Raw genomic sequence first — 22,051 nt, 5'->3', positions numbered from 1 at the left:
AGGGATGGCGATGGACCTGCTCGTCGTCGGTTCGGGTTTCTTCGGTCTCACGATCGCCGAACGCGCCGCCGCATCCGGCCGCAAAGTGACCGTCATCGACCGCCGCCATCACATCGGCGGCAACGCATACAGCGAAGACGAACCCGAGACGGGCATCGAAGTCCACCGGTACGGGGCGCACCTCTTCCACACGTCGAACCCGTCGGTGTGGGAGTACGTCAACCGCTTCACGCAGTTCACGTCGTACGTGCACCGGGTTTACACGACCCACAAAGGCGTGGTGTACCCCCTGCCCATCAACCTCGGCACGATCAACCAGTTCTTCCAGGCGGCCTACGGGCCGGACGAAGCACGCGCACTCGTCCACGAGCTGGCGGGGGAGTTCGACGCGAAGCAGGCGTCGAACCTCGAGGAGCGTGCGATCGGCCTCATCGGCCGGCCGTTGTACGAGGCGTTCATCCGCGACTACACCGCCAAGCAGTGGCAGACGGATCCCAAGAACCTTCCCGCCGAGGTCATCTCGCGCCTGCCTGTGCGGTACACGTACGACAATCGGTATTTCAACGACGCATGGGAGGGGCTCCCGGTCGACGGCTACACGGCGTGGCTCGAGCGCATGGCCGACCACCCCAATATCGAAGTGAAGCTGTCGACCGATTTCTTCGACGCGTCGCAGCCGTTGCACAAGGCGGCGACGGTCGGGCAGGTCCCGGTCGTGTACACGGGTCCGGTGGATCGGTACTTCGATTACGCCGAAGGGGCGTTGTCGTGGCGAACCCTCGACTTCGAGCAGGAAGTGCTGCCGATCGCCGACTTCCAGGGGACGAGCGTCATGAACTACGCCGACGCCGACGTTCCCTATACGCGCATCCACGAGTTCAAGCACTTCCATCCCGAGCGGTCGGATCGGTACCCGACCGACAAGACGGTCATCGTCCGCGAGTACTCGCGCTTCGCCGAGCGCGCGGACGAGCCTTACTATCCGGTGAACACCCCCGACGACCGCGCGGGCCTGTTGGCCTATCGCGAGCTGGCGAAGGGGGAGAAGAGCGTCCATTTCGGTGGGCGCCTCGGCACGTATCAGTACCTCGACATGCACATGGCGATCGGGTCGGCGCTGTCGATGTGGAACAACACGTTGTCATGAGTGCTGCGGACAGCACGCCGGTGTGGCGCGTGGTGTTTCCGAGCGCCGACGATGCACAGATCCTCCCCCTCTACATCGACGGAGACGCGTCGGACGCCGCCGTGGAGGGACGTCGTCGTCTGCGCATCCGCCCGGGCGGGTCGGTCTCGCTGGGGTCGTACTTCAACGCGTTTCCTGCCTCGGTGTGGCGTGCGGAGACGAACGCTTCCGAGGTGGTGCTCCGCGTGCGGGCCGAGGGACGCGGCGTGATCCGTGTCGTGTTCTCGGACGGAGGAGCGCGATCGAGACAGGCGGCGGCGTTCGATGTCGTGGGTGAGATGGATGCCGAGCTTCGCGTCTCCCTGACTGATTTCACGGGCGGAGGCAACGCCTGGATCGACCTCGCGGCCGCCGCCGACGCCCCGCTCACCCTGGTCGAAGCCCACTGGGAGCTGGAGCGGACTCTGAGTGAGCGGGCGGTCGTCGTGATGGCGACGTTCAACCGCCCCGACGACTGCCTCGCGCAGCTGCGCGCCCTCGGCAAGGACGCTCACGTGTGGGAGGTCGTCGAGCGGGTGATCGTGGTCGACCAAGGCACCGACCGAGTGGACGCGCGCGCGGAGTTCGAAGCGATTGCGGGCCTGCTCGGCGATCGGCTGCGGATCATCCGACAGCCGAATCTCGGCGGCTCCGGTGGGTTCAGCCGAGGAATGCTGGAAGTCCTGCGGGACGCCCGCGAGGGCTTCGTGCTGCTTCTCGACGATGACGCGAGGACGGAACCGGAAACGATCGGCCGAGTCGTCCGGTTCGCGGATGCTGCACGCGAACCTCTTGTCGTCGGCGGCGGGATGCTCCATCTCGACGACCGCGCTCGCCTTTATGTGCAGGGAGAGCTCTGGGATCATCATCGCGGTTGGATCGACCTGAACCGCCCCGGGGCGTACGACCACGACTTCGCGCGGGTGGGCATGCGCGCTGCCGCCCAGTTCCACTCGCCCCAAAGATCAGACTTCGCCGGCTGGTGGATGTGCCTCATCCCCCGTGCGCTGCTCGAGTCGGTCGGCCTCGCGATGCCGCTGTTCTTGAAGGGCGATGACGTCGAGTTCGGCTTGCGGGCGGGGCGTGCGGGGGTGCGCACGGTCAGCGTGCCGGGCATCGCGCTGTGGCACATGGGCTGGGGCGGCAAATCGCCGACCAGGACCTGGGAGGCCTACTTCCTCCACCGCAACCGTGTCATCACCGAACTCCTTCACTCTCCATACCGCCGTGCGAACGGTCTCATCCTCCAATCGTTCCTTGGTGATCTGAAACCCCTCTTGAGCGCGAACTACGCCGCCGTGAGGTTGCGCGCCCAGGCGCTTTCCGATGTTCTCGCCGGTCCTGAGTCGTTGCCGGAGTGGCTCTCGACCCGCGCTGCACAGGTCCGGAGGCTGTGGGGCGGCTTCCCGGAGGCGACACCCGTCGATGCGCCCGTACTCGTCGCACCCGCGCGTGCACGCCCGAAGAGCGCACCATCGGCGTTTGCGCTGCTCCTGCGCACGGTAGCGCGGCAGTTCTTCGTTCGCGAGCGATTCTCGGCCGTACCGGAGGTCCATTCGACCGCGGCCGGTCTCGGGTGGTGGGTGTTCGCCGATGCCGACTCCGCCGTGGTCGATCTCCCCGACGGCTCCGGGCGCGTGATCCATCGCCGATCACGTGCATCCTCGCGGACCGCGCTACAGCGCAGTCTGCGACTGCACGCGCGGTTGTGGTGGCGGTGGCCGGCCCTGTCCCGCGCGTTCCGGAACGAGCGCGCCACACTGACGTCGCCCGCATCCTGGGCGGACGTGTTCGGCACATGAGCTCGGCATGGGGGAGCGCGATCATTCCGGCGCTCGTCGCAGTGGCGGTCATCATGGTTCCCGGCCTGTTGGCCACGTGGCCGCTGAGATTGTCCGCTCACGCTCGCATCGCGGTCGGTGGCGCGTCGGGCATCGCGGTCGTCGGGCTTGCCGGAGTGATCGCCGGGCTGGTGCGGATACCGTTCACGGCGGCTCCGGTCCTCATCACGGCCGCCGTCGTCGGCGTGGCGCTCTGGACGCTGCTGCGCAAGGTTGCGCCGCGGGGTCGCGACGAGCCGCCGCCGCGCATGCCGCGGGCTTCGGTCGTCGTCGCCTGGGGGCTTGCCGCGGTCGCGATCGCCTTCCTCGCGTTCTCCCAGGTTCCGGACCCGAGTCGCATCAGCCAGACCTACGACAACGTCTTCCACCTTGCGGCGATCGCGCACATCCTCGAGACGGGTGACGCGTCGTCGCTGACATTGCGGACCTTGATCGAAACCGACAAGACGTGGGCGTTCTACCCGTCGGGGTGGCACTCGATCGTCGCCCTGACCGCACAGCTCAGTGGAGCGGGTGTCCCGGTCGCGGTCAACGCGACGTGGCTCGCCGTCGCTGTGGCGATATGGGTGCCCGGGAGTGCGTGGCTCGCCGTCGTGCTCCTGCCGCAGTTCGATCGCGTTCTGGTGAGCTGTGTCGCCACTCTGCTTTCCGCGACGTTCGCTGCGATGCCGTACACGCTTCTGACGTGGGGCTCGTTGTATCCCACCTTCCTCGCGACGGCCGTGCTTCCCGTCGCAATCGCGGCGCCGGTCGCGATCCGAGGACTGCGGCGGGGCGAATCGCGCCGGTTGCCGGCCCTCGGGGGCTCGACCGCTGCGACCGCCGCGGCTCTCGGTTTGGTCGCGGTGTGCTTCGCGCAGCCGCGGGTGCTGGCGAGCTGGGCGCTGATCATCGCGCCGTTCGTCATCTCCTCAGCCGTCGCCGCCTATCGATCAGCCCTTGCGAGAGGCGGGGTGACGGCGCGTCGCGCGCGGATGCTCCTGGTGGGCTTTCTCGCCGCGGCGCTGCTGATGACCGCGGCCGTCTTCTCATACGCCGTGTTCGGGCTCGGTCTGTTCGAGCGCCCGCTCACAGACCGCCTCAGCGGACCCCAGGCGCGCGGTGATCAGTCCATCGCACAGGGCCTCCTCCAAGTCCTCGCCCAATCGTGGCCGACGGGCGTGGCAGTCGGTCCGACGCTCCCGGCGGCTGTGCTGGCCGTGGCCGTGCTGATCGGCATCGTCGCGGCTGGGCGCCGTCGCGGGTTCCGTTGGATGGCCGTGGCCTACGCGAGCGTCGCGATCCTCTTCGCGCTCGCAGCCGGGTCTGACGATGTGCTGACGAAGCTGCTCACCGCCCTGTGGTACAAGGACCGCTACCGCCTCAGCTCGGTCCTGCCGGTACTGGGGGTGACACTGGCGACCTTCGGCATCCTCGCGCTGGCAGCGCGGGTTCGCGGTCGGCTGATGCGCACCCTTCCGCTTGTCCTCGCGGCGGCGACCGCGTCATCCGCCATCCTCGGACTCGCGGTGGGTGGTCTGCCGCGCGACGTCGCCTTCGTGTTCCGCCTACCATCGACGGCGGCCTCGACCGAGGTCGTGTCGGCCGCGCAGATCGAGTTCCTCCGCGCTTCGGCATCGTGGATCCCGCCTGACCAGCGCGTCCTCGGAGATCCCTGGGACGGTTCTGCGCTCTCGCTCGTGTACGGCGGTCGTGAGCCGGTCTTTCCGCACGTCAACGGACAGTGGGACGCCCAGCGCGCGATCTTGGCGACGCGTCTCGACGGCATCGGCGACGATCCGGCTGTGTGCGCGGCTCTCGATGCGCTACGCGTGCGCTTCGTCGTCTACGCGCCGCACGAGTTCGGTGGGGGCGATCCCTCGGGGAACAAGTTCGCCGCCATCCATGCGGCCGTGCAGGCGGGACTCTTCACGACAGTGGCGACCGACGGGGACTCGTCGCTGTTGCGGATCGATCAGTGCGGACCGCTCCCGGCGAACTGATCGATCAGTCGACTCAGTCGTCCGATGTCACTCGAGCGCGTCGCTCTGCGAGCTTCTCGCGAACGAGCGCGAGACCACCGCGTCTCAGATAGTGCACGAGCAGCGCGAGATCGCGCCGTCGCCCGCGCGGCATCGCGAGAATCCGCTCGAATCCGCCGCGATCCGCGATCGGGGACCGACGCATCGTGCCGCGATCGGGGGCGACCGCAGGGTTCCGGCAGAACTCCACCAGAGGAGCCAGAGTGCGTTCCCAGCGGAACTGTTCTCGTATCTCGGCCACCGCGCGACGGGCGACGTCCAGCGAATCCGCATCGTCGAGCAGCTCCCGCACCGCCGCCGCGAGTGCCGCGGCGTCCTGTGGTGCGACGACCCGGCCACAGCCGGTGCTGCGCACCAGGTCGGCAAAGGCGTCGCCGTCTGAGGACACGACAGGGAGCCCGGCCCACAGATAGTCCAGGATCCGGGTGCGAAAGGAGAACCGCGTCTCCGCGTGGATCGGATGGGTGCTGACCCCGAGATCGGCGTCCAGCAGATAGTTGACGCGGTCGTCGTACTCCACCCATCCATCGTTGAAGAACACGTTCGTCCCGTACACACCGAGCTCGCGCGCCCTTGCGATCGCGTCCGTGGCGACCTTCATCTCAGGGACGTCGGGATTGAAGTGGGCGGTGCTCAAGAAGAAGAGCTTGATGTCCGGGCGTGAGGGGGCCAGGATCGCCATCGCTTCGATCAGTGTGACCGGATCGAACCAGTTGTAGATTCCTCCGCCCCAGATGAGCACCTTGTCGTCGGCGGCGATCCCCGGCACCACTCCCTTGATGGCCGCACGTGTGCGCACGGCAGGCTCGGCGGGCAGGCCGAAGGGCGCGATCGCGAGCAGCCTGTCGAAGTTCGGGTCCGACGCGTACGTCGCAGGATTCAGACGGCCGAGAGCCGAGAGGTTGCCGAGCCAGAGATCACGCTGGCGGTCCGTTGCGCACAGGAAGAAGTCCGCGCGCGCGAGCTGCTGGTTCAGCAGGGAGACGGCCTTCCATACTTCCTCCTCCCAGACCGGGCGCTCCTCATGCTTGTTCTGCTCAAGCTGCTCGAGCTGGAAGGGGTCGTACAGATCCGCGACCACGATCTTCTCCGTGCGCGCGATGACAGGAAAGATGCGGAAGGACATGCCTTGGACGACGATGACGTCGGCCCACTTCTCGTGGGCTGCCATGGCGGTGTCGTCGTACTCCGGAACATGGTGCAGACCGAACCGATCACTGGTGCGCTCGATGCGCTTCCACGACACGATCCGAACGTCGCAGAACGGCGCGAGCTGCTCCGCCATGTTCCAGACCCGGATCGCTGGGCCCGCCATCCGCGAGCGGATCGGATCTCCGGTGATCAGCAGGACGCGCGTGCGCGCAGTGCGAGGGGTCTCGTCGGCGTGAATCATGACCGGGACACACTACCAACGGCGATCGGTCCACTCGGACCCGCTCACCGTCGCAGGGCGCTGCGGACCCGACGGAGCATCCCTCCGACACTGGTGCGCTGCATCACGAGCTCCGATGTCTCGTCGACCCGCCGATGCACCTCGCCGAGCGCTCGCAGCAGGTCATCGAGCCGTGCCTCGATCGCCTCGAGCCGGGAGCGCACGTCGTCGTGATCGGCTCGGAGCTGCGCGGCTCGAGCGTCGAGAGCCTTCTCCATCGACGCGGCGACATGCGAAAGGTGCAGCGCGGGTCCCCAGCCTGTGCGCGCGGCCGCCGCGCGGATCTCTTCGTCACGGATGCGCGCCTGCGTCGATTCGTGGTCGACGTCCAGGACGAAGACGCTGTTGCCTTGATCGCCGACAGCTTCGGGTCGGTGGTGCCAGAAGGCTCGCGCCGGGAGCGGAAGCAGGTCGATGGGATGCCGGGCGATGAACCGGAGATAGAACTCCCAATCCTCGTGCGCGGGCAGGTCCTCCCGCAGGAAGCCGATCTCCTCATGAACTGCGCGGCGGTACAGGAACGAATGCGTCGTGATGCGATTCGCCTTGAGCATGTCGGGAATGGTGATCGCCCGCAGCTCGGGAGTGAGGAGGACGCGCTCTTCGCGCTCTTCGCCGCTCTCGCCGTCGGTGCGATGCACGACGACCTCGGTGTGCGTGGCCACGGCCCAGGCGTCGGGGTGGGCGAGCAGATATGCGGTGGTGACCGCGAGGAAGTCAGCGGACCAGCTGTCATCGTCGTCGTGCAGGACGACGAACGAGCCTCGAGCCTCGCGCAGTCCGGCGTTCGCCGCCCGCGCTCGACCGTGCGGACCGGATGTGTGATCGATGAGTTGGACGCGTCCACGAAGCTCCTCGAGGTCATCGAGGACGGCCTCGACATCCGCGGCGTCGTCACCGTCGTCAACCAGCACGATCTCGAAATCTTGGAACTCTTGGGCTTGGATGTCGCGCAGTGCCTCCCGCAGGAGCGTCGGGCGGTTCCGCGTTCGGACCACGACGGAAACGAGAGGGTCGGCGCCGGCACTCTGCATCCGCCTAGCGTATCCGCGCTGGACGTCGGTTGACGGTGGACCGCGAACCGCTCCGGCAAGTTCGGCAGGGTCGTGCAAGAGTTCGCCCGGTTCGGCGGGGATAGGGCCCTCTGCGCCCTCGCCCATAGGATTATTCGCGTGACCTCCGCCGCCGTCGGCGCCCCCGGATCGCCCCGGCGCTACTTGCACTCGCTGTGGTTGCTGTCGGCTCGCGACCTGAGGGTCCGGTACGCCACCAGCGCGCTGGGCTACGTGTGGTCGGTCCTGGATCCGCTCGTCATGAGCGCCATCTACTGGTTCGTCTTCACCCAGGTCTTCCAGCGGACCGTGGGGGAGCAGCCCTACATCGTCTTCCTCATCACCGCACTGCTCCCGTGGGTGTGGTTCAACGCCGCGGTCACCGACTTCACCCGTGCCTTCAACAAAGACGCGCGCCTCGTTCGCTCCACGTCGATTCCGCGGTCGATCTGGGTCAATCGCATTGTGCTGAGCAAGGGGATGGAGTTCCTCTTCTCGCTCCCGGTGCTCGTGCTCTTCGCCGTCGTCGCGGGAGCGCCGGTCGGCCCCGGCCTCCTCCTCTTCCCCGTCGCCATCGTGCTCCAGGGCGTGCTGCTGGTGGGCCTCGGGCTCATCGTCGCCCCGCTGTGCGTGCTGTTCGGCGACCTCGAGCGCACGACCCGGCTCGTGCTGCGCGCACTCTTCTATGCGTCGCCGATCATCTACGGCGTTGTCGATCTTCCGGGTGGCTTCGAGCAGCTCGCGGCGTTCAACCCGCTCTCGGGCATCTTCACGCTGTTCCGGATGGGCTTCTTCCCCGATCAGTGGGACACGCTGTCCATCGCGGTCGCGGCGGCGATGTCGATCGGCATCCTCGCCCTCGGCGTCGTCGTCTTCCGGCGCCTGGAGCGGCCGGTGCTGAAGGAGCTGTGATGGCCGCATCCGAACCCGTCATCGCCGTCCGCGATCTCGGCGTCCGCTTCCGCCGCAACAAGCGCGGGCGGCGCACCGTCAAGGATCTGTTCGCGGGCTCCGCGCGCCGCAGTCGCCCAGGGGAGTTCTGGGCGCTGCGCGACGTCTCCTTCGACGTACGCCCCGGCGAGTCCATCGGCGTCGTCGGCCGGAACGGTCAGGGGAAGTCGACGCTGCTGAAGCTCGTGGCCGGCGTCCTCCTGCCCGACGAGGGCTCGGTCGACGTGCGCGGCGGCGTCGCCCCGCTCATCGAGATCACCGGCGGTTTCGTGGGCGATCTGTCCGTGCGGGAGAACGTGCGATTGACCGCCGGCCTTCACGGGATGTCACGCGCCGAGGTCAATCGCAGGTTCGACGGCATCATCGACTTCGCCGAGATCGGCGACTTCGTCGACACCCCGTACAAGCACCTGTCCAACGGGATGAAGGTGCGCCTGGCGTTCTCCGTCGTGTCGCAGCTCGATGAACCCATCCTGCTTGTCGACGAAGTGCTCGCCGTCGGCGACAAGGCGTTCCGGGCGAAGTGCTACGCGCGCATCGACGAGCTGCTCGCCGAGGGGCGGACGCTCTTCTTCGTCAGCCACAACGAGAAGGACCTGCGCCGCTTCTGCGAGCGCGGTCTCTACCTCGACAAGGGGACTCTCGCGATGGACGCCCCGATCGGCGAGGTCCTCGACCGCTACAACGCCGACTACGCGACGGGCTGAGTCGACGCCTCGAGCGGGGGCATCGGTCGGAAGGACTCATCCTTCGCGATCGCCCGGCCGTCGCGGAGGCCCCGGAACAGGTGGCTCGTGCCGCGCACCGTTCGTTCCACCGCCAGGAGGCGGATCAGCTCCTTCGCGAAGGTCAGCGCCGTCCCCATCGTGAACGGAACAGCGCGGTAGACGCCGTGCGCCCGGTAGTACTGCTGGATGATCGCGCGGTTGCGCATGATGTAGTACCGATAGGCGTCGCTCGACGCGTTCATGTGGCGGATGCCCATGTCCCACTGCTTGATCTCGCGCGTGCGTCGCAGGACGAACTCGTCCACGATCACGGACGTGGTGTGGCGCGACGCGAGCCAGCCGTAGAGCTGGTCGTCCCAATAGATGAAGAAGCGCGGGTCGGGGAGGCCGATCTTGGCGACGATGTCGCGATGGATGAACATGCCCTCGAAGCACCCCGAGTTCATCTCCTTGTACCCCGACTCGTCGAAGCCCGCGGGGGCGAAGGGGATCGGGATGGCTAGCGCCTCGGCCACGCGGTACTGCCAGTAGAACTCGCTGCCGTCGAAGTCGTACCGGCGGCCCTGGATGCTGCGGAACCGCGGCGCCCACGCCCCCATCCGGGCCAGTCCGTCGGGAATGACCTCGACGTCGTCGTCCATGAGCCAGATCCACTCGGAGCCGAGCTCGTAGGCGACGCGCATGCCCTCGGAGAAGCCACCCGAGCCACCGGTGTTCGTGTCGAGGCGGCGATAGACGATCTCCGTGCCGATGCGGTCGCGGAAGGACTCGACGACGGGTCCGGTGTCGTCGACCGATGCGTTGTCGATGATGACGACGTGCCCGGGCTTGGGGTCCATCCGGACGATGCTCTCGAGGAGGCGCGTGAGGAGCGACGATCGGTTGTACGTGACGATCGCGATGGTCGCAGACGCCGGGTCGAAGGTCGCTGCTGCGGACGGGGCGCGTTCTGGCTCGCTCATGGCGCGTCGATCCTACCGGGCCGGCCCGTCAGGACCCTGACCGCCCGGCGCGATGCCCCCCGAGGGCAGCCCCGAGCGTCCGGGGGGCATCGGCGGGTCCATGCGCTCGCGCCACGAGCGCGACTGACCGGCGCGGACGGCGCACAGCACGAGCAGGAACCAGCCGAATCCCGACAGGGTGAAGCTCTCGAAGAGCGAGTCGACGAGGAGCGCGACGAGGATGAGCGGCGTCCACGCGTACACGACCGACCGGCGCTGGCTCGCATCGAGCCACGCGCGCACGAGCGCCACCCCGGTGAACGCGAGGAAGAGCAGCAGTCCCGCCCAGCCGGCCTGCAGCAGCACGTCGAGGTAGGCGTTGAGGGCCGACGCGTGGTTCTGCTTGAGCGCGAAGTTGATCGCGTTGAAGGGGAATTCCGAGGGCACCCACGGCCCGAACCAGCCCCAGCCCTGCACGGGCCGGAAGCGGACGACCGGCACGAGCGCGGCCCACAGATCCGTGCGCAGCGAGAAATCGGTGCCGGCGCCGAGGAGCCGGACGATCGGGCCGCGCAGCGCGTAGCCGGCGACGACGCCGACGATGACGGCCACGGCGAGCACCCACTGCAGTGCCGATCGCCGTTCACGCGGCGCGTTCCGGACGACCACGAGCGCGGCGGTGGCGAGGGCGACGGCGACGGCGACGACGAAGACGGTGGGGGAGTCGGTGAGCGTCGCGGTCACCCCGCCGAGGACGACGGAGTAGATCGCGACGCTCGAGTGCACCGACAGGGTGCGGAACTCGATCAGGAACGTGATGAGCGCGATCACGGTGACGAAGCCGAGGAGGTTGCGTGTGCCGAACAGGCCCTGGATCGGCCCGAAATCGGTGATGCGTCCCTGGATGCCCAGGAAATCCAGCGGCGTGTCGAAGATGATGCCCGAGAGGATCTCGAGACCGAGCGACAGCGACAGCAGGAAGCGCATGACGTCACCGAGGGCCCGGACCGTCTGGATCGTGTCGCGCACGAGCGCGACGACGACGGCGATGACGGCGATCCCGGCGAGGCTGAGCCAGCTGACGAGCGTGCTCGTCGGGTCGCCCGTCCACGCGACGGTCGCGAGCAGCCACGCGACGAAGACGGCGAGCGTGGTGGGGGCCAGGCGCACGAGGGAGTACTCCGCGCGCCGGGCCACGAGCATCGCGAGGCCGATGAGGACGAGTCCGGAGATGATCGTCGCGATCGTGACGATGCCCGCGATGCGCTCGATCGCGAGCGCTCCGAAGACGGCGGTCAGCGCGGTGAGGGCGTAGGCGCGGGCGAACGCGGCGGAGGCGAGCAGGGCGCGCAGGCCCGAGAGCGGATGCGGCGGACCCGGCGTCACGGCGCCGTGGCCTGCGGCTGCTCGCCGCGCTCTATCGCCATGCTCTGCTCGGCCGGGCCGACGCCGACCAGCGGCGCCTGCTTGATCTTGAAGGCGAACAGCACGAACAGCAGCCAGCCCCACACCAGGAGCGGCCCCGATTCGGACACGCCCTGCACGAGCAGGAGAGCGCCGGTGAGGGTCGGCACGAGGGTGAGCGGCGAGTAGGGACGGTCGGCGCGCAGGTCGAACCGCGGGCGGTCGATCGCGAAGAACCACGCGCGCCACAGGAACGCGAGGTAGGCGAGGGCGAGCAGCACGACGCCGACGACGCCGACCTGCAGCAGGACGTCCAGCCACATGTTGTGCGCCTGCATGACCGTTTGGCCGTGGTCGACGATCCACCGGTCGAACCGCGGCTCCCACGGCAGCCACGGGGTGGCGAAGCCCCACCCGATCACGGGATGCTCCGCGACGCGGTCGAGCACGCGCGCCCAGATCTCCTCGCGGCCGGTGAGATCGGCCGAGCGGCCGAGCAGCCCGAACAGCGTGTCGCGGCCGAACCACGCGACGCCGACGCCCACCGCCGCGACCGCGGCATACAGGAGGTACCAGCGCGTGCGCTCGCCGGGGCGCCGGGCCGTGCGCATGAGCAGGACGGTGCCGAGCACGACGGCGACGGCGGCCAGGGCGACGAAGGAGGTCGCCGAACCCGCGCGGATGAGGAGGAACGCCGCGACGGCCATCCACGCGATCAGCAGCGGCCGCCGGGGAGCGCGGGCGGCGTAGCGCGCGCCGAAGACGATGAGCGCGAGCACCATGACGCCGCCGAGGAGGTTGGCGTTGCCGAAGATCCCCTGGATGCGGCCGTCGATATCGAAGAAGTTGTCGCGCGACCAGTACACGATCGGGTCGTATGTGCGGTCGGGCACGGCGAATCCGGGCAGCAGCGGTCCGTGCACGATCCACGAGACGGCCAGCTCGAACACGATCGAGAGGCCGATGATCCACTTGAGCCCCGACGCGAGCGCGCGGATGATGTCGCGCCACGTCAGCACCGCCGCGACGAACAGTCCCTGGAAGGTCGTCACGACCAGGAGCAGCCACGTGAGCGCCGAGGTCGCGAGCCACGCGCTCCACAGCATCGACAGTCCCGCCCACGCGACGTACCCCAGCGCGAACCACGGCATACGCCGGCCCTGCACGGGGGGCCGCACCACGAGCCACACGACCGCGGAGACGATGCCGGATGCGACGGTCACGACGCCGGCCGCGATCGCGCCGACGGCGAGCACCCACGCCGTCCCGCCGAGCGCCAGCACCAGCACGAAGACGCACCAGCCGCGCAGGAGGAGGTGCGAGGTCTTCTCCCGGACCGGGGCGACCGGCGGCGCCGACGCCGGATGCTTGGTGTGGACCGCCACGCCTCTCAGGCTACCCTCCGCGCGCCTCTAGGCTGAGGGCGTGCTGACCCGCATCTCGAACGAGCCGCGCGACTACGCGTGGGGCTCCACGACCCTGCTGGCGGAGCTCGAAGGGCGCGATCCGTCGGGCCGGCCCGAGGCGGAGATCTGGTTCGGCGACCATCCCGGCTCTCCCGCGCGTGTGCCGGATGCCGACACGACCCTCGACCGGTGGCTCCCCGCGCACGCGGCCCGCCTCGGCGTCGCGCCGCGGCTGCCGTACCTCGTGAAGCTCCTGGCCGCGGGCGCGCCGCTGTCGATCCAGGCGCACCCGTCCAAGGCGCAGGCGGAGGAGGGCTTCGCCCGCGAGGAGGCCGCGGGCCCCGCGCGGGACGCAGCGACGCGCAACTACCGCGACGACAATCACAAGCCCGAGCTCATCGTCGCCGTCAGCGCGACCTTCGAGGCGCTCGCGGGGCTTCGGCCGCTCTCACGCACACGCGAGCTCGTTGCGGCCCTCGGCGACGCGCCCGGCGTCGCCGCCCTCGCCGCCCGTCTGGCGGGCGAGGACGATGCCGGCGTACTGCGCGAGGCGCTCGGGTGGCTGCTGAGCGCCGAGGCGAGCGACGACGTGGACGGGATCATCCGCTCGCTCGCCGGCGCCGAGGCGCCCGCGTTCGCCGCAGAGCTCGCGCTCGCGCGGTCGCTCGGGGCGGCGTACCCGGGCGACCCCGGCGTCGTCGTCGCGCTCCTGATGAACCTCGTCGTGCTGCGCCGCGGGGAGGCGATCTTCGTGCCGGCCGGCGTGCTGCACGCGTACGTGTCGGGCCTCGGGATCGAGGTGATGGCCGCGAGCGACAACGTGCTGCGGGGTGGCCTCACACCGAAGCACATCGACGTGGCCGAGCTGCTGCACGTCGTGGACACGCGACCGTCCGCTCCGCCGGTGCTCGAGCCGCGCACGGTGTCCGCCGGGGTGCGGGTGTTCGACCCGGGCGTGCCCGATTTCACGGTGGTCTCGGCGACGATCGACGACGGCAGCCGGGCCGTTGCGTTCGCGGGCGTCGCGGTCGCCGTCGCCGTCGAGGGGATCGTGGAGGTGACGGGCGCCGCGGGGGACCGCATCACGCTCCAGCCGGGGCAGGCGCTCGTCGCGACGCCGGAGGAGAGCCCGCTCGCGCTGGCGGGTGAGGGGACCGCGTTCGTGGCGATGCCGGGGGCGGCGTCCGCGTAACGTCTGCGACACGCCGTCCGCGTGGTCAAGTGTGAACCGTGTATTGAGGGTTTAGTATCCGCGACTTGACCCGGGCGAATGACACCGGTGTAATTATGCGTACACGCGGCCGGCGTGCAGGGGCAGTAGGCGGGAGAACGACATGGCTGGGTCTCAGTATCGTTCCGGTGTACCCGAGAACTGGTTCGTCGATCCGATTCAGCTCGGAGTGCCGGGCGTCCGTCGCGACATCGATGTCGTCGAGGACAACCCGCTCGCCTGGCAGAGCGACGCGCTGTGCGCGCAGACCGATCCGGAGGCGTTCTTCCCCGAGAAGGGCGGGTCGACGCGCGACGCGAAGCGCATCTGCACGACGTGCGACGTGCGCGACCAGTGCCTCGAGTACGCGCTGCAGAACGACGAGCGCTTCGGCATCTGGGGCGGCCTGAGCGAGCGCGAGCGTCGCAAGCTCAAGCGCCGCGCCGGCTGACGCCGTTCCGACGCGCCCGGCGCGTGCGACGCGGATGCGGCGGATCCCGCGCCTAGGCTGACGGGGCCATGCCCGCTCGAGTACACGCGATCCTCGTCGTGCGTCCGGAAGGGCGCACCCCCGCCGCCGCCCACCTGCGCCGTACCCTCGACGCCCTCGCGGCGCAGACGCGCCCGGCCGACGCCCTGACGATCGTGCTGTGCGGACCCGACGAGGAGCTGCGCGAGCTCGCCGCCCGCTCGGGCGCCGAGGGCGTCATCACGGCCGCGCACGGCACCGGCTTCGCCGCGGCGACGGTCCTCGCCACCCCGCGCCTGAGCGGCGACGCGGTGTGGTTGCTCGCGCAGGACACCGCTCCCGCCCCCGACGCGCTCGCGCGTCTCGCGGGCGCGCTCGAGCTCGCCGCATCCGTCGCCTTCGTCGCGCCCAAGCTGGTCGCGTGGGACGACCGCAGCGAGATCGTCTCGCTCGGGGTCGCGATGACCCGTCGGGGCTCGGCCATCGAGCTCGCCGCCGGCGAGCTCGATCAGGGTCAGCACGACGCCGCGGAGGACGTGCTCGGGGCGGACGTGCGCGGCATCCTCGTGCGCCGTGACGCGTGGCGCGACCTCGGCGGACTCGACACGGCCCTGGCCGGCGCCGACGAGGGGCTCGACCTCGGCGTGCGCGCGCGGCTGGCCGGCGGGCGCGTCACGGTCGTGCCCGCCGCGGTCGTCGCGGTCGCCGGAGACGGCGTCGCGGGGCTTCCGGCCGCCAAGAAGGCGTCGCGTCGGCATTACGCCGCGCGGCGCGCGCAGCTGCACCGCCGCCTCGCGTACGCGCCCGCCGCGGCCGTGCCGCTGCACTGGCTCTCGCTGCTGCCGCTGGCCGTGTGGCGCACCGTCACTCATCTGGCGGGCAAGCAGCCGGGCCGGGTGTGGCCGGAGTGGGCGGCGACCCTCGTGACCCTCGTGCGCGGCGGTGCCGTCGCAAGGAGCCGCCGACGCCTGCGGTCGTCGCGGCGGAGCGGCTGGGCACGCATCGCGCCCCTGCGCGTGACGCGCGAGCAGCTGCGGGTGCGCCTCGACGGCGACGGCGCCGATCCCGAGGCGCCGATCCGCTCCGACCTCCGCTTCTTCACCGGAGGCGGCGCGTGGACGGTCCTCGCCGCGCTCGCGGTGTCGGTGGCCGCGTTCCCCAAGCTGCTCGCATGGTCGTCGCTGGGCGGGGGCGGACTGCTCCCGCTGTCGTCCACGCTCGGCGAGCTGTGGGCGCACGCCGCATACGGTCAGCGCGCGATCGGGCTGGACGACGTCGGCGCGGCCGACCCGTTCGCCGCCGTCGTCGCCGCGATCGGCAGTCTGTCGCCGGTCGATCCCTCCCGCGCCCTCGTCGTCCTGTGGCTGCTCGCGCTGCCGCTCGCGGTCCTCGGCGGCTGGTTCGCGGCGACCCGGGTGACCGAGCGCTCGGGCCTGCGCATCGTCGCGGCCGTCGTGTGGGCGCTCGCACCGACCTTCCTCGACGCGCTCGTGTCGGGGCGCCCCGCGGCGGTGCTCGCCCACCTCGTGCTGCCCTGGGTGCTCTACGCGGGGGCGACGGCTCACCGCTCGTGGGCGGCCGCGGGCACTGCATCGCTGCTGCTGGCCGTGCTCCTCGCGTGCGCCCCGTCGCTCGCTCCCGCGGCGCTCGTGATCTGGACGTTCATGATCCTCGCGACCGCGCTCCTGCGGCACGGGCGCGACGTGCCCAAGACGGTGTGGCTCGTCGTCCCCAGCCTCGTCCTGTTCGCCCCGCTCGTGTGGGAGCGCGTGCGGGACGGACGGCTCCTGAGCCTCGTCGCCGACCCGGGGCTCGTGCAGGGCGGAGGAGTGACGGCGGATGCGGCGGGCCGGCTCCTGCTCGCGGCCGGCTTCCCGGCGCCCGACCTGGGCGGCTGGGCGTCCTGGCCTCCCGGCATCCCGACGTGGTGGGTGCCGCTCGTGGCCGCGCCGCTCGCGGCGCTCGCGCTGCTGTCGCTGCTGACGCCGCGGTGGACGGCCGGCGTCGCGGCACTGATCCTCGCCCTCACGGGTCTCGCGACCGCCTTCGCCGCCGTCTCGATCGCGGTGTCGATCCGCGACCTCGAGGCGGCGCCGGTGTGGGCGGGGCCCGCCCTGAGCCTCGTGTGGGCCGCGGCGCTCGCCGGCGCCGTCACCACCCTCGATGCGGGCATCCCCGAGCGCACGCGAGCACTGCGCCCCGCGCTCGCGGCGGTGCTCGCGCTGCCGCTCGCCGTCGCCGCCGTGCCGGCGCTGACGGCGCAGGCCCGTGACGTCGCCGCCCTCACCGACGGACCGACGTCCACCCTCCCCGCCTACGTCGCGGCCGAGGGGCGCGGCGATGCCCGGCTCGGAACACTCGTCCTCACGCCGCAGGGCGACGGCGTCCTCGCCCGGGTCGTCTGGGGGGCGAGCGAGACGCTCGACGGGCAGAGCACCGAGCGCGCCACCCGCACCGTGCCGGACTCCGGCGATCGCGACCTGGCCGCCCTGACCGCCGACCTCGTGGCCACGACCGACCCCGATGCGGTGGGCGAGCTCGGCGCGCGCGGGATCGCCTTCATCCTGCTCGCCAGTTCGCCGGACGGCGACGCCTCGGCCGCCGCCGCCCGTGGACTCGGTGCGGCGATCGCCCTCGACCAGCGCAGCGACCTCGACCCCGTCGGCGACACCGGCCGCGGCACGCTGTGGCGCGTCACCGCCGACGTGCAGGAGCGCGCGGATGCGGCGCCCGCCGTGCAGCGATACGCGGCCCTGATCGCCCTCGTCCAACTGGCTCTGCTCGGCATCTGCCTGCTGCTGGCCGCGCCGACGGCGGCGAGCCGTCGCACCGCCCGGCGTCTTCCGCGGGTGGTCGGCCTCCGGCGTCCGCGCGTCGTTCGACGTCCGCAGCCGGTGCGGGAGGAGGCGTCATGAGTCCGCACCCGATCGTGCGCTGGGCGACGACGAGCACGCGCCTGCTCGTGGGGGGAGCGGTCGCCGCGGCCACGGTGGTCGCGGTCGGCGTCGGCGTCGCGTTCGCGTGGCCGAGCGCGACCGTGCGTCCGGTCGCCGTCACCGCCACCCCGCCGCCGGCCGACACGCTGCTCGCGTGCGACGGCCCGCTCCTCGCGCTCGGCCGCGACGTCGAGCAGGCGGGAGCCCTGTCGGTCGCGGCCGACCAGAGCGTCGTATCCGGCCCCGCCGACGTCGGTGCGACGGCGGGCACCCTTGCCGGTCCGACCGATGTCGCTCCCGCGACGTTCTCGGCGGCGCCGAGCGGATCGTCGCCCGCGGCCTTCGCCGCCGCCGGATCGAGCGCCGTCGAGAGTGCGGACCTCCGTGGCGCCGCCGCATCCGCGTGCCGCCAGCCGCTGCTGGAGTCGTGGCTCGTGGGCGGATCCACCGTGACGGGGACCAACGACCTCCTCGTGCTCTCGAACCCCGGCACCGTGGCGGCGACCGTGCAGCTGACGACGTACGGCGCGTCCGGTGCCCAGGTGGCGCCCGGCGCGAGCGACCGCGTCGTGCCCGCGGGGCGTCAGGTGATCGTGCCGCTGGCGGGCCTGCTCCCGACCGAGCAGAGCCCGGTCGTGCGCGTGACGAGCACGGGGGCGCCGGTGACCGCGTCGCTGCAGTCCAGTCTCGTGCGCGTCCTCACCGCGGTCGGCGTCGATCGGGTCAGCCCGCTCGCCGCGCCCGCGACACGTCTCGTCATCCCGGGGGTGACCGTCGCGTCCGCCGATGCCAGCCAGGGCGCCACGACGATCGTGCGCGCGCTCAGCGCCGACGTCGACACCGTCGTCCGGATCTCCGTGCGCGGCGCGGACGGCCAGGATGTGCAGGCGCCGGCGAGCCTGCCGCTGTCGGCCGGTCGCCCCGCGGAGCTGGAGCTGACGGGCCTGCCCACCGGGGTCTACACCGTGACGGTGGAGGCCGACGCGCCGGTCGTGGCGGGTGCGTGGAGCACGACGACGGGAACGGCCGGGTCCGACTTCGCGTGGTACGCGGCGGCGCCGGCGATCGACGTCCCGACGCGCGTCGCCGTGGCCCCCGGCGCGGGCGCGCAGCTGGTCGTGACGGGGTTCGACACCGACGCGACGGTCTCGATCACGGCACCGTCCGGCGTCGTCCAGGAGCTGTCCGTCCCTGCGGGCGGCGCGGCCGCGGTGCCCGTCGGCGAACCGGGCGTGTACGAGGTCGCCCCGCAGGGTGCGATCGCAGCGGCCGTCGCGTACGCGGCCGACGGCGCGCTCGCGTCCTATCCGGTGTGGGGCGCGGATGCGGCGGCGCCGCCGCTGGTCGTCTACCCCTGAGCATCCGGCTCAGAAGTAGCGGAACCGCTCCGGACCGAGGTCCCACGGGTCGCGGTCGAGGTACTCCGCCGCGGCGCGGAACACCGCGCCCTCGATCATCATGCGCCGGTGCAGCTCGTCGTCGCGGTGGGGATGCCCGAGCCGCTCGATCGGCACGCGATAGAGGATGATGCGCTTCTCCTCGCGCAGCACGCGCCAGCGCGGGATGCCGTCGTCATCGGCGCGGGGAGGGAGGATGCCGATCTCGAACGACACGTCGCGCAGGTCGCTCCACGCCGAGCGCAGGAACTCCGCGGCCGTGCCGACGGCGAGATCGAACCTCTCGGCGCGCGTGTCCAGCGGCGGCAGCGGCGGGCGCACGACGGCGCTGCGGCCTTGGCGCCCGTGCCGTCCGTGGCGGGTGGGTCGCGCCGGCGCAGGGGCCTCCCGAGGGCGACGACGCATCATGCTCTCATCCTAGGTGCGGGGCTCGATGCCGGTGCGGGGCAAGGGAGAACGCGGCCACGGCCGGGGTGGCGCCGCGCCGATGTCGGTCGCGGAGCTTAGGCTGACGCGGTGCGCGACAGACTGTGTTCGAAGGTCGGCTGCTCCCGCGAGGCCGTGGCCACGCTGACGTACGACTACGGCGACCAGATGGCCGCGATCGGACCGCTCGGCCGGTTCGGCGACCCGCACGCGCACGACCTGTGCGCGTCGCACACCGACCGCCTGTCCGTCCCCCGCGGATGGGTCGTCGTGCGCCACGAGACCCTCCGCGCCTGACCCCTCCGAGGGGGCGGCGGATGCGGCGCGTCAGAGCGGCGGCGTGAGCGCAGCGGCCCGCGCGTCCTCCTCCAGCAGAGCGCGGTACTCACGGTCGCGGCGCACGGCGGCGACGCCGTGCAGGAGCGTGTCGGGGTCGACGGCGGGCACGGGGGAGACGAAAGGGCGCACCTCGGCGGCGAGGGTCGTGGCGATCCGCTGCCGTGCGGCCGGGTCCAGCCCGCCCGCCGAGCGAACGAACTGCGCGACCCGCGCGGCGACGCGGTCGGGCATGCGCGCGACGTCGGCGGTCGCCGCCCACCCCGTCAGGGCCGGCGGGACGCCCGGGGCGGGCGGCGGCAGCGCGCGCGTGCGGGTGCGCTCGCTGTAGGTGCCGGCGAGGAGGTCGCCCAGGCGCTGCGCCCGGGGCGTGAAGGCGCCGACCACCGCCGCGAGCGCTCCGAGGGTGAACCACAGTTCGAGCACACCGGCCAGGGCCCGCAGGAACGCCTGGCGGAAGCCGATCGCCCCGCCGTCGGCTCGCACGATGCGACCGCCGACGGCGAGCTTGCCGAGGCTGCGCCCGCGGATCGCCGTCTCCACCGTGGTCGGCACGGCGACGGTGACGAGCACGATCATGAGGATCGTGATCGGCGGGAACGCCTCCGGCGGCAGCGCGCCGATCGAGCCCAGCCACGACGCGACGGCCGCGACGAGCAGGAGCAGCGCCACGCCGACGACGACGTCGATGAGTGCCCCGACACCCCGCAGGAAGAACCCGACCGACTGCACGTCGAGCGCGACCGCCTCGCCGGTGAGGGTCTCGTCCTGGGCGATGGTCGACGCGGCGGGCGCGGGTGCCATGGGTACAGTGAAACACATGGACCTCGACGCCCTGACGGCCGCCCGCCGGGCGGAATGGGAGCGTCTCGAGGAGCTCAGCCGCGAGCGGCGGCTGACCGGCGCGCAGGTCGATGAGCTCGTCACCCGCTACCGCGCCGCATCCGCCGATCTGGCCGATCTGAAGACGTCGGCCGGCCGCACGCCGCAGGGCGATCACGTGTCCACCATGCTCGCGCGCACGCGTCTGCGACTCACGGGCGTGCGTGAGGGGATCGGCGCGGCCATCCCGCGCTTCTTCGTGCTGCAGCTGCCGGCCGCGCTGTACCGCGTGCGATGGACGACCCTGGCTGTCGCCGTCGGGTTCGTCATCGCGGGAGCCCTTGTGGCCCTGTGGATCGCGGGCAGCCCGGCCGTCCTGGCGGCGCTCGGCGACGAGGCCGACCTCGCCGCCTACGCCCAGGACGACTTCACGTCGTACTACAGCGAGAACCCCGCCGCGGTGTTCGCCGGGACCGTGTGGACCAACAACGCGTGGATCGCGGCGCAGTGCGTCGCGTTCGGCATCACGGGCGTCTGGCCGCTCATGGTCGTGATGCAGAACGCGGTGGGCGTGGGCACGGCGGCCGCGGTCATGTTCGCCTTCGACCGCGGCGACGTCTTCTTCGCTTTCATCCTTCCCCACGGTCTCCTGGAGCTCACCGCCGTGTTCGTCGCGGCAGCGGCCGGGCTGCAGATCTTCTGGGCGTGGGTGGCTCCGGGCCCGCGCACGCGCGCGGCGGCGCTCGCCGCCGCGGGTCGCTCGCTCGGGACGATCGCGCTGGGGCTCGTGTTCGTGCTGGCGGTGTCGGGGGTCTTCGAGGGGTTCGTCACGCCGGCGCCGTGGCCTGTGGCCGTCAAGCTCGCCGTCGGTGGTGCGGTGTGGGCGGCGTTCCTCGCCTACATGCTCGTGCTGGGACGCCGCGCGGTGCGGCAGGGGGAGACCGGCGATCTCACCGAGTACGAGGCGGGAACCCCGACGCTCACCTCCGGATGATCGCGACGTCACGTCCGCACGATTTTTGAGTAACTCAAAAAGAGCTAGGGTGGAGGCATGCACGCCGCCGCCCCGATCGCTCCCGCGGAGCGGCTGCGCGCCGCGGGCCTGCGTGTCACGGCGACGCGCCTGGCGGTGTATGCCGCGCTCGGCACGCACCCGCACGCCTCGGCCGACGACGTCTTCGACGGAATCCGCGCGGCCCTCCCCGGCACGAGCCTGCAGTCGGTCTACAACGCCCTCGGCGACTTCGTCGCGGCCGGCCTCGCCCGGCGCATCGAGCCGGCCGGCCGACCCGGCATGTTCGAGCTGCGCGTCGAGGACAACCACCACCACGTCGTGTGCACGGTGTGCGGCCGCGTCGACGACGTCGACTGCGTGGTGGGCGAGGCGCCGTGCCTGCACGTGCCGGATGCCGGCGGGTACGACATCCGCCAGGCCGAGGTGACCTTCTGGGGCGTGTGTCCCGCGTGCCGTGCGGAAGGACGCGACGGCCTGCGCTGACCCTGCTCCTCCCCGA

The 22,051-nt window shown here is 71.3% G+C and carries 19 protein-coding genes; 12 read left to right on the top strand and 7 right to left on the bottom strand.

Going from position 1 to position 22,051, the window contains the following annotated elements:
- Window positions 1-10: 10 nt before the first annotated feature.
- From glf to EI169_RS12450, 3 genes are read left to right on the top strand one after another with little or no spacing between them, the layout of a single operon-like run.
- Window positions 11-1,147, top strand: coding sequence for a UDP-galactopyranose mutase (glf, locus tag EI169_RS12460; protein ID WP_125133464.1), 1,137 nt, complete (start codon window positions 11-13; stop codon window positions 1,145-1,147).
- Window positions 1,148-1,167: 20 nt separating this feature from the next.
- A complete protein-coding gene (locus tag EI169_RS12455) occupies window positions 1,168-2,967 on the top strand; it encodes a glycosyltransferase (RefSeq protein ID WP_164515496.1) in 1,800 nt (599 codons plus the stop codon).
- Window positions 2,964-4,988: a DUF6541 family protein gene (locus tag EI169_RS12450; protein WP_125132621.1), complete on the top strand. Its 2,025-nt coding sequence runs from the start codon at window positions 2,964-2,966 to the stop codon at window positions 4,986-4,988. The genes EI169_RS12455 and EI169_RS12450 overlap by 4 nt, the downstream gene beginning before the upstream one ends.
- Window positions 4,989-5,001: 13 nt before the next feature.
- Here the strand turns inward: EI169_RS12450 and EI169_RS12445 are convergent, their stop codons facing one another.
- Together EI169_RS12445 and EI169_RS12440 are read right to left on the bottom strand one after the other, a co-directional pair.
- On the bottom strand, window positions 5,002-6,420 hold the full coding sequence (locus EI169_RS12445) for a glycosyltransferase (protein WP_240640436.1): 1,419 nt from the start codon (window positions 6,418-6,420) through the stop codon (window positions 5,002-5,004).
- A 44-nt stretch (window positions 6,421-6,464) separates the two neighbouring features.
- Window positions 6,465-7,619, bottom strand: coding sequence for a glycosyltransferase family A protein (locus EI169_RS12440; RefSeq protein WP_125132620.1), 1,155 nt, complete (start codon window positions 7,617-7,619; stop codon window positions 6,465-6,467).
- Window positions 7,620-7,631: 12 nt separating this feature from the next.
- Between EI169_RS12440 and EI169_RS12435 the strand changes: the two genes are divergently transcribed.
- Together EI169_RS12435 and EI169_RS12430 are read left to right on the top strand one after the other, a co-directional pair.
- Window positions 7,632-8,423, top strand: a complete 792-nt coding sequence (locus EI169_RS12435) for an ABC transporter permease (RefSeq protein ID WP_125132619.1) — start codon at window positions 7,632-7,634, stop codon at window positions 8,421-8,423.
- On the top strand, window positions 8,423-9,169 hold the full coding sequence (locus tag EI169_RS12430) for an ABC transporter ATP-binding protein (protein ID WP_125132618.1): 747 nt from the start codon (window positions 8,423-8,425) through the stop codon (window positions 9,167-9,169). Before EI169_RS12435 ends, EI169_RS12430 begins: the two co-directional genes overlap by 1 nt.
- On the opposite strand, the gene EI169_RS12425 is transcribed toward EI169_RS12430, so the two are convergent.
- Genes EI169_RS12425 through EI169_RS12415 form a run of 3 tightly spaced genes read right to left on the bottom strand, consistent with a single transcriptional unit; the run spans window position 9,154 to window position 12,920 of the window.
- Entirely contained in the window at window positions 9,154-10,152 is a 999-nt protein-coding gene (locus EI169_RS12425) for a glycosyltransferase family 2 protein (protein ID WP_125132617.1), read from the bottom strand. The two genes, EI169_RS12430 and EI169_RS12425, sit on opposite strands and share 16 nt — an antisense overlap.
- A gap of 12 nt (window positions 10,153-10,164) precedes the next feature.
- Complete coding sequence (locus EI169_RS12420) at window positions 10,165-11,517, bottom strand: O-antigen ligase family protein (RefSeq protein ID WP_125132616.1); 1,353 nt, start codon at window positions 11,515-11,517, stop codon at window positions 10,165-10,167.
- Window positions 11,514-12,920 (bottom strand): O-antigen ligase family protein, encoded by a 1,407-nt coding sequence (locus EI169_RS12415; protein ID WP_125132615.1) that lies wholly within the window; start codon window positions 12,918-12,920, stop codon window positions 11,514-11,516. Before EI169_RS12415 ends, EI169_RS12420 begins: the two co-directional genes overlap by 4 nt.
- A gap of 40 nt (window positions 12,921-12,960) precedes the next feature.
- On the opposite strand from EI169_RS12415, the gene manA reads away from it, so the two are divergent.
- The 4 genes from manA (at window position 12,961) to EI169_RS12395 (ending at window position 18,914) form a co-directional block, all read left to right on the top strand.
- Window positions 12,961-14,133 carry a mannose-6-phosphate isomerase, class I gene (gene manA / locus EI169_RS12410; protein ID WP_125132614.1) on the top strand — a complete coding sequence of 391 codons (1,173 nt, stop codon included), beginning with the start codon at window positions 12,961-12,963 and terminating at the stop codon, window positions 14,131-14,133.
- A gap of 142 nt (window positions 14,134-14,275) precedes the next feature.
- Window positions 14,276-14,602, top strand: coding sequence for a WhiB family transcriptional regulator (locus EI169_RS12405; protein WP_125132613.1), 327 nt, complete (start codon window positions 14,276-14,278; stop codon window positions 14,600-14,602).
- 68 nt (window positions 14,603-14,670) lie between these two features.
- On the top strand, window positions 14,671-17,535 hold the full coding sequence (locus EI169_RS12400; RefSeq protein ID WP_125132612.1) for a glycosyltransferase: 2,865 nt from the start codon (window positions 14,671-14,673) through the stop codon (window positions 17,533-17,535).
- On the top strand, window positions 17,532-18,914 hold the full coding sequence (locus tag EI169_RS12395) for a DUF5719 family protein (protein ID WP_125132611.1): 1,383 nt from the start codon (window positions 17,532-17,534) through the stop codon (window positions 18,912-18,914). Before EI169_RS12400 ends, EI169_RS12395 begins: the two co-directional genes overlap by 4 nt.
- 9 nt (window positions 18,915-18,923) lie before the next feature.
- On the opposite strand, the gene EI169_RS12390 is transcribed toward EI169_RS12395, so the two are convergent.
- Window positions 18,924-19,358 carry a hypothetical protein gene (locus EI169_RS12390; protein ID WP_240640739.1) on the bottom strand — a complete coding sequence of 145 codons (435 nt, stop codon included), beginning with the start codon at window positions 19,356-19,358 and terminating at the stop codon, window positions 18,924-18,926.
- Window positions 19,359-19,469: 111 nt separating this feature from the next.
- On the opposite strand from EI169_RS12390, the gene EI169_RS12385 reads away from it, so the two are divergent.
- The gene (locus tag EI169_RS12385; protein WP_125132610.1) at window positions 19,470-19,676 is read left to right on the top strand and encodes a DUF3499 family protein; all 207 of its coding nucleotides are present in this window, start codon (window positions 19,470-19,472) and stop codon (window positions 19,674-19,676) included.
- A gap of 30 nt (window positions 19,677-19,706) precedes the next feature.
- Here EI169_RS12385 and EI169_RS12380 read toward each other — a convergent pair whose 3' ends face one another.
- On the bottom strand, window positions 19,707-20,519 hold the full coding sequence (locus EI169_RS12380) for an RDD family protein (protein WP_125132609.1): 813 nt from the start codon (window positions 20,517-20,519) through the stop codon (window positions 19,707-19,709).
- Window positions 20,520-20,535: 16 nt separating this feature from the next.
- Between EI169_RS12380 and EI169_RS12375 the strand changes: the two genes are divergently transcribed.
- Together EI169_RS12375 and EI169_RS12370 are read left to right on the top strand one after the other, a co-directional pair.
- Window positions 20,536-21,531, top strand: a complete 996-nt coding sequence (locus tag EI169_RS12375) for a stage II sporulation protein M (protein ID WP_125132608.1) — start codon at window positions 20,536-20,538, stop codon at window positions 21,529-21,531.
- A 57-nt stretch (window positions 21,532-21,588) separates the two neighbouring features.
- On the top strand, window positions 21,589-22,035 hold the full coding sequence (locus tag EI169_RS12370) for a Fur family transcriptional regulator (protein ID WP_125132607.1): 447 nt from the start codon (window positions 21,589-21,591) through the stop codon (window positions 22,033-22,035).
- Window positions 22,036-22,051: the final 16 nt, after the last annotated feature.

Source organism: Microbacterium sp. 10M-3C3, from assembly GCF_003931875.1.
In the GTDB taxonomy this organism is placed as follows: domain Bacteria; phylum Actinomycetota; class Actinomycetes; order Actinomycetales; family Microbacteriaceae; genus Microbacterium.
The sequence above is the reverse complement of the archived record's forward strand: the minus strand, read 5'-3'. Positions and strand labels throughout refer to the sequence as shown.

What these genes read in the sequence shown, in the direction of transcription:
- EI169_RS12395 (WP_125132611.1), top strand. Translation starts at nt 17,532, where the DNA reads ATGAGTCCGCACCCGATCGTGCGCTGGGCGACGACGAGCACGCGCCTG.
- EI169_RS12445 (WP_240640436.1), bottom strand. Translation starts at nt 6,420, where the DNA reads ATGATTCACGCCGACGAGACCCCTCGCACTGCGCGCACGCGCGTCCTG.
- EI169_RS12450 (WP_125132621.1), top strand. Translation starts at nt 2,964, where the DNA reads ATGAGCTCGGCATGGGGGAGCGCGATCATTCCGGCGCTCGTCGCAGTG.
- glf (WP_125133464.1), top strand. Translation starts at nt 11, where the DNA reads ATGGACCTGCTCGTCGTCGGTTCGGGTTTCTTCGGTCTCACGATCGCC.
- EI169_RS12370 (WP_125132607.1), top strand. Translation starts at nt 21,589, where the DNA reads ATGCACGCCGCCGCCCCGATCGCTCCCGCGGAGCGGCTGCGCGCCGCG.
- EI169_RS12440 (WP_125132620.1), bottom strand. Translation starts at nt 7,619, where the DNA reads ATGGGCGAGGGCGCAGAGGGCCCTATCCCCGCCGAACCGGGCGAACTC.
- EI169_RS12405 (WP_125132613.1), top strand. Translation starts at nt 14,276, where the DNA reads ATGGCTGGGTCTCAGTATCGTTCCGGTGTACCCGAGAACTGGTTCGTC.
- EI169_RS12425 (WP_125132617.1), bottom strand. Translation starts at nt 10,152, where the DNA reads ATGAGCGAGCCAGAACGCGCCCCGTCCGCAGCAGCGACCTTCGACCCG.
- EI169_RS12380 (WP_125132609.1), bottom strand. Translation starts at nt 20,519, where the DNA reads ATGGCACCCGCGCCCGCCGCGTCGACCATCGCCCAGGACGAGACCCTC.
- EI169_RS12400 (WP_125132612.1), top strand. Translation starts at nt 14,671, where the DNA reads ATGCCCGCTCGAGTACACGCGATCCTCGTCGTGCGTCCGGAAGGGCGC.
- EI169_RS12375 (WP_125132608.1), top strand. Translation starts at nt 20,536, where the DNA reads ATGGACCTCGACGCCCTGACGGCCGCCCGCCGGGCGGAATGGGAGCGT.
- EI169_RS12390 (WP_240640739.1), bottom strand. Translation starts at nt 19,358, where the DNA reads ATGCGTCGTCGCCCTCGGGAGGCCCCTGCGCCGGCGCGACCCACCCGC.
- EI169_RS12430 (WP_125132618.1), top strand. Translation starts at nt 8,423, where the DNA reads ATGGCCGCATCCGAACCCGTCATCGCCGTCCGCGATCTCGGCGTCCGC.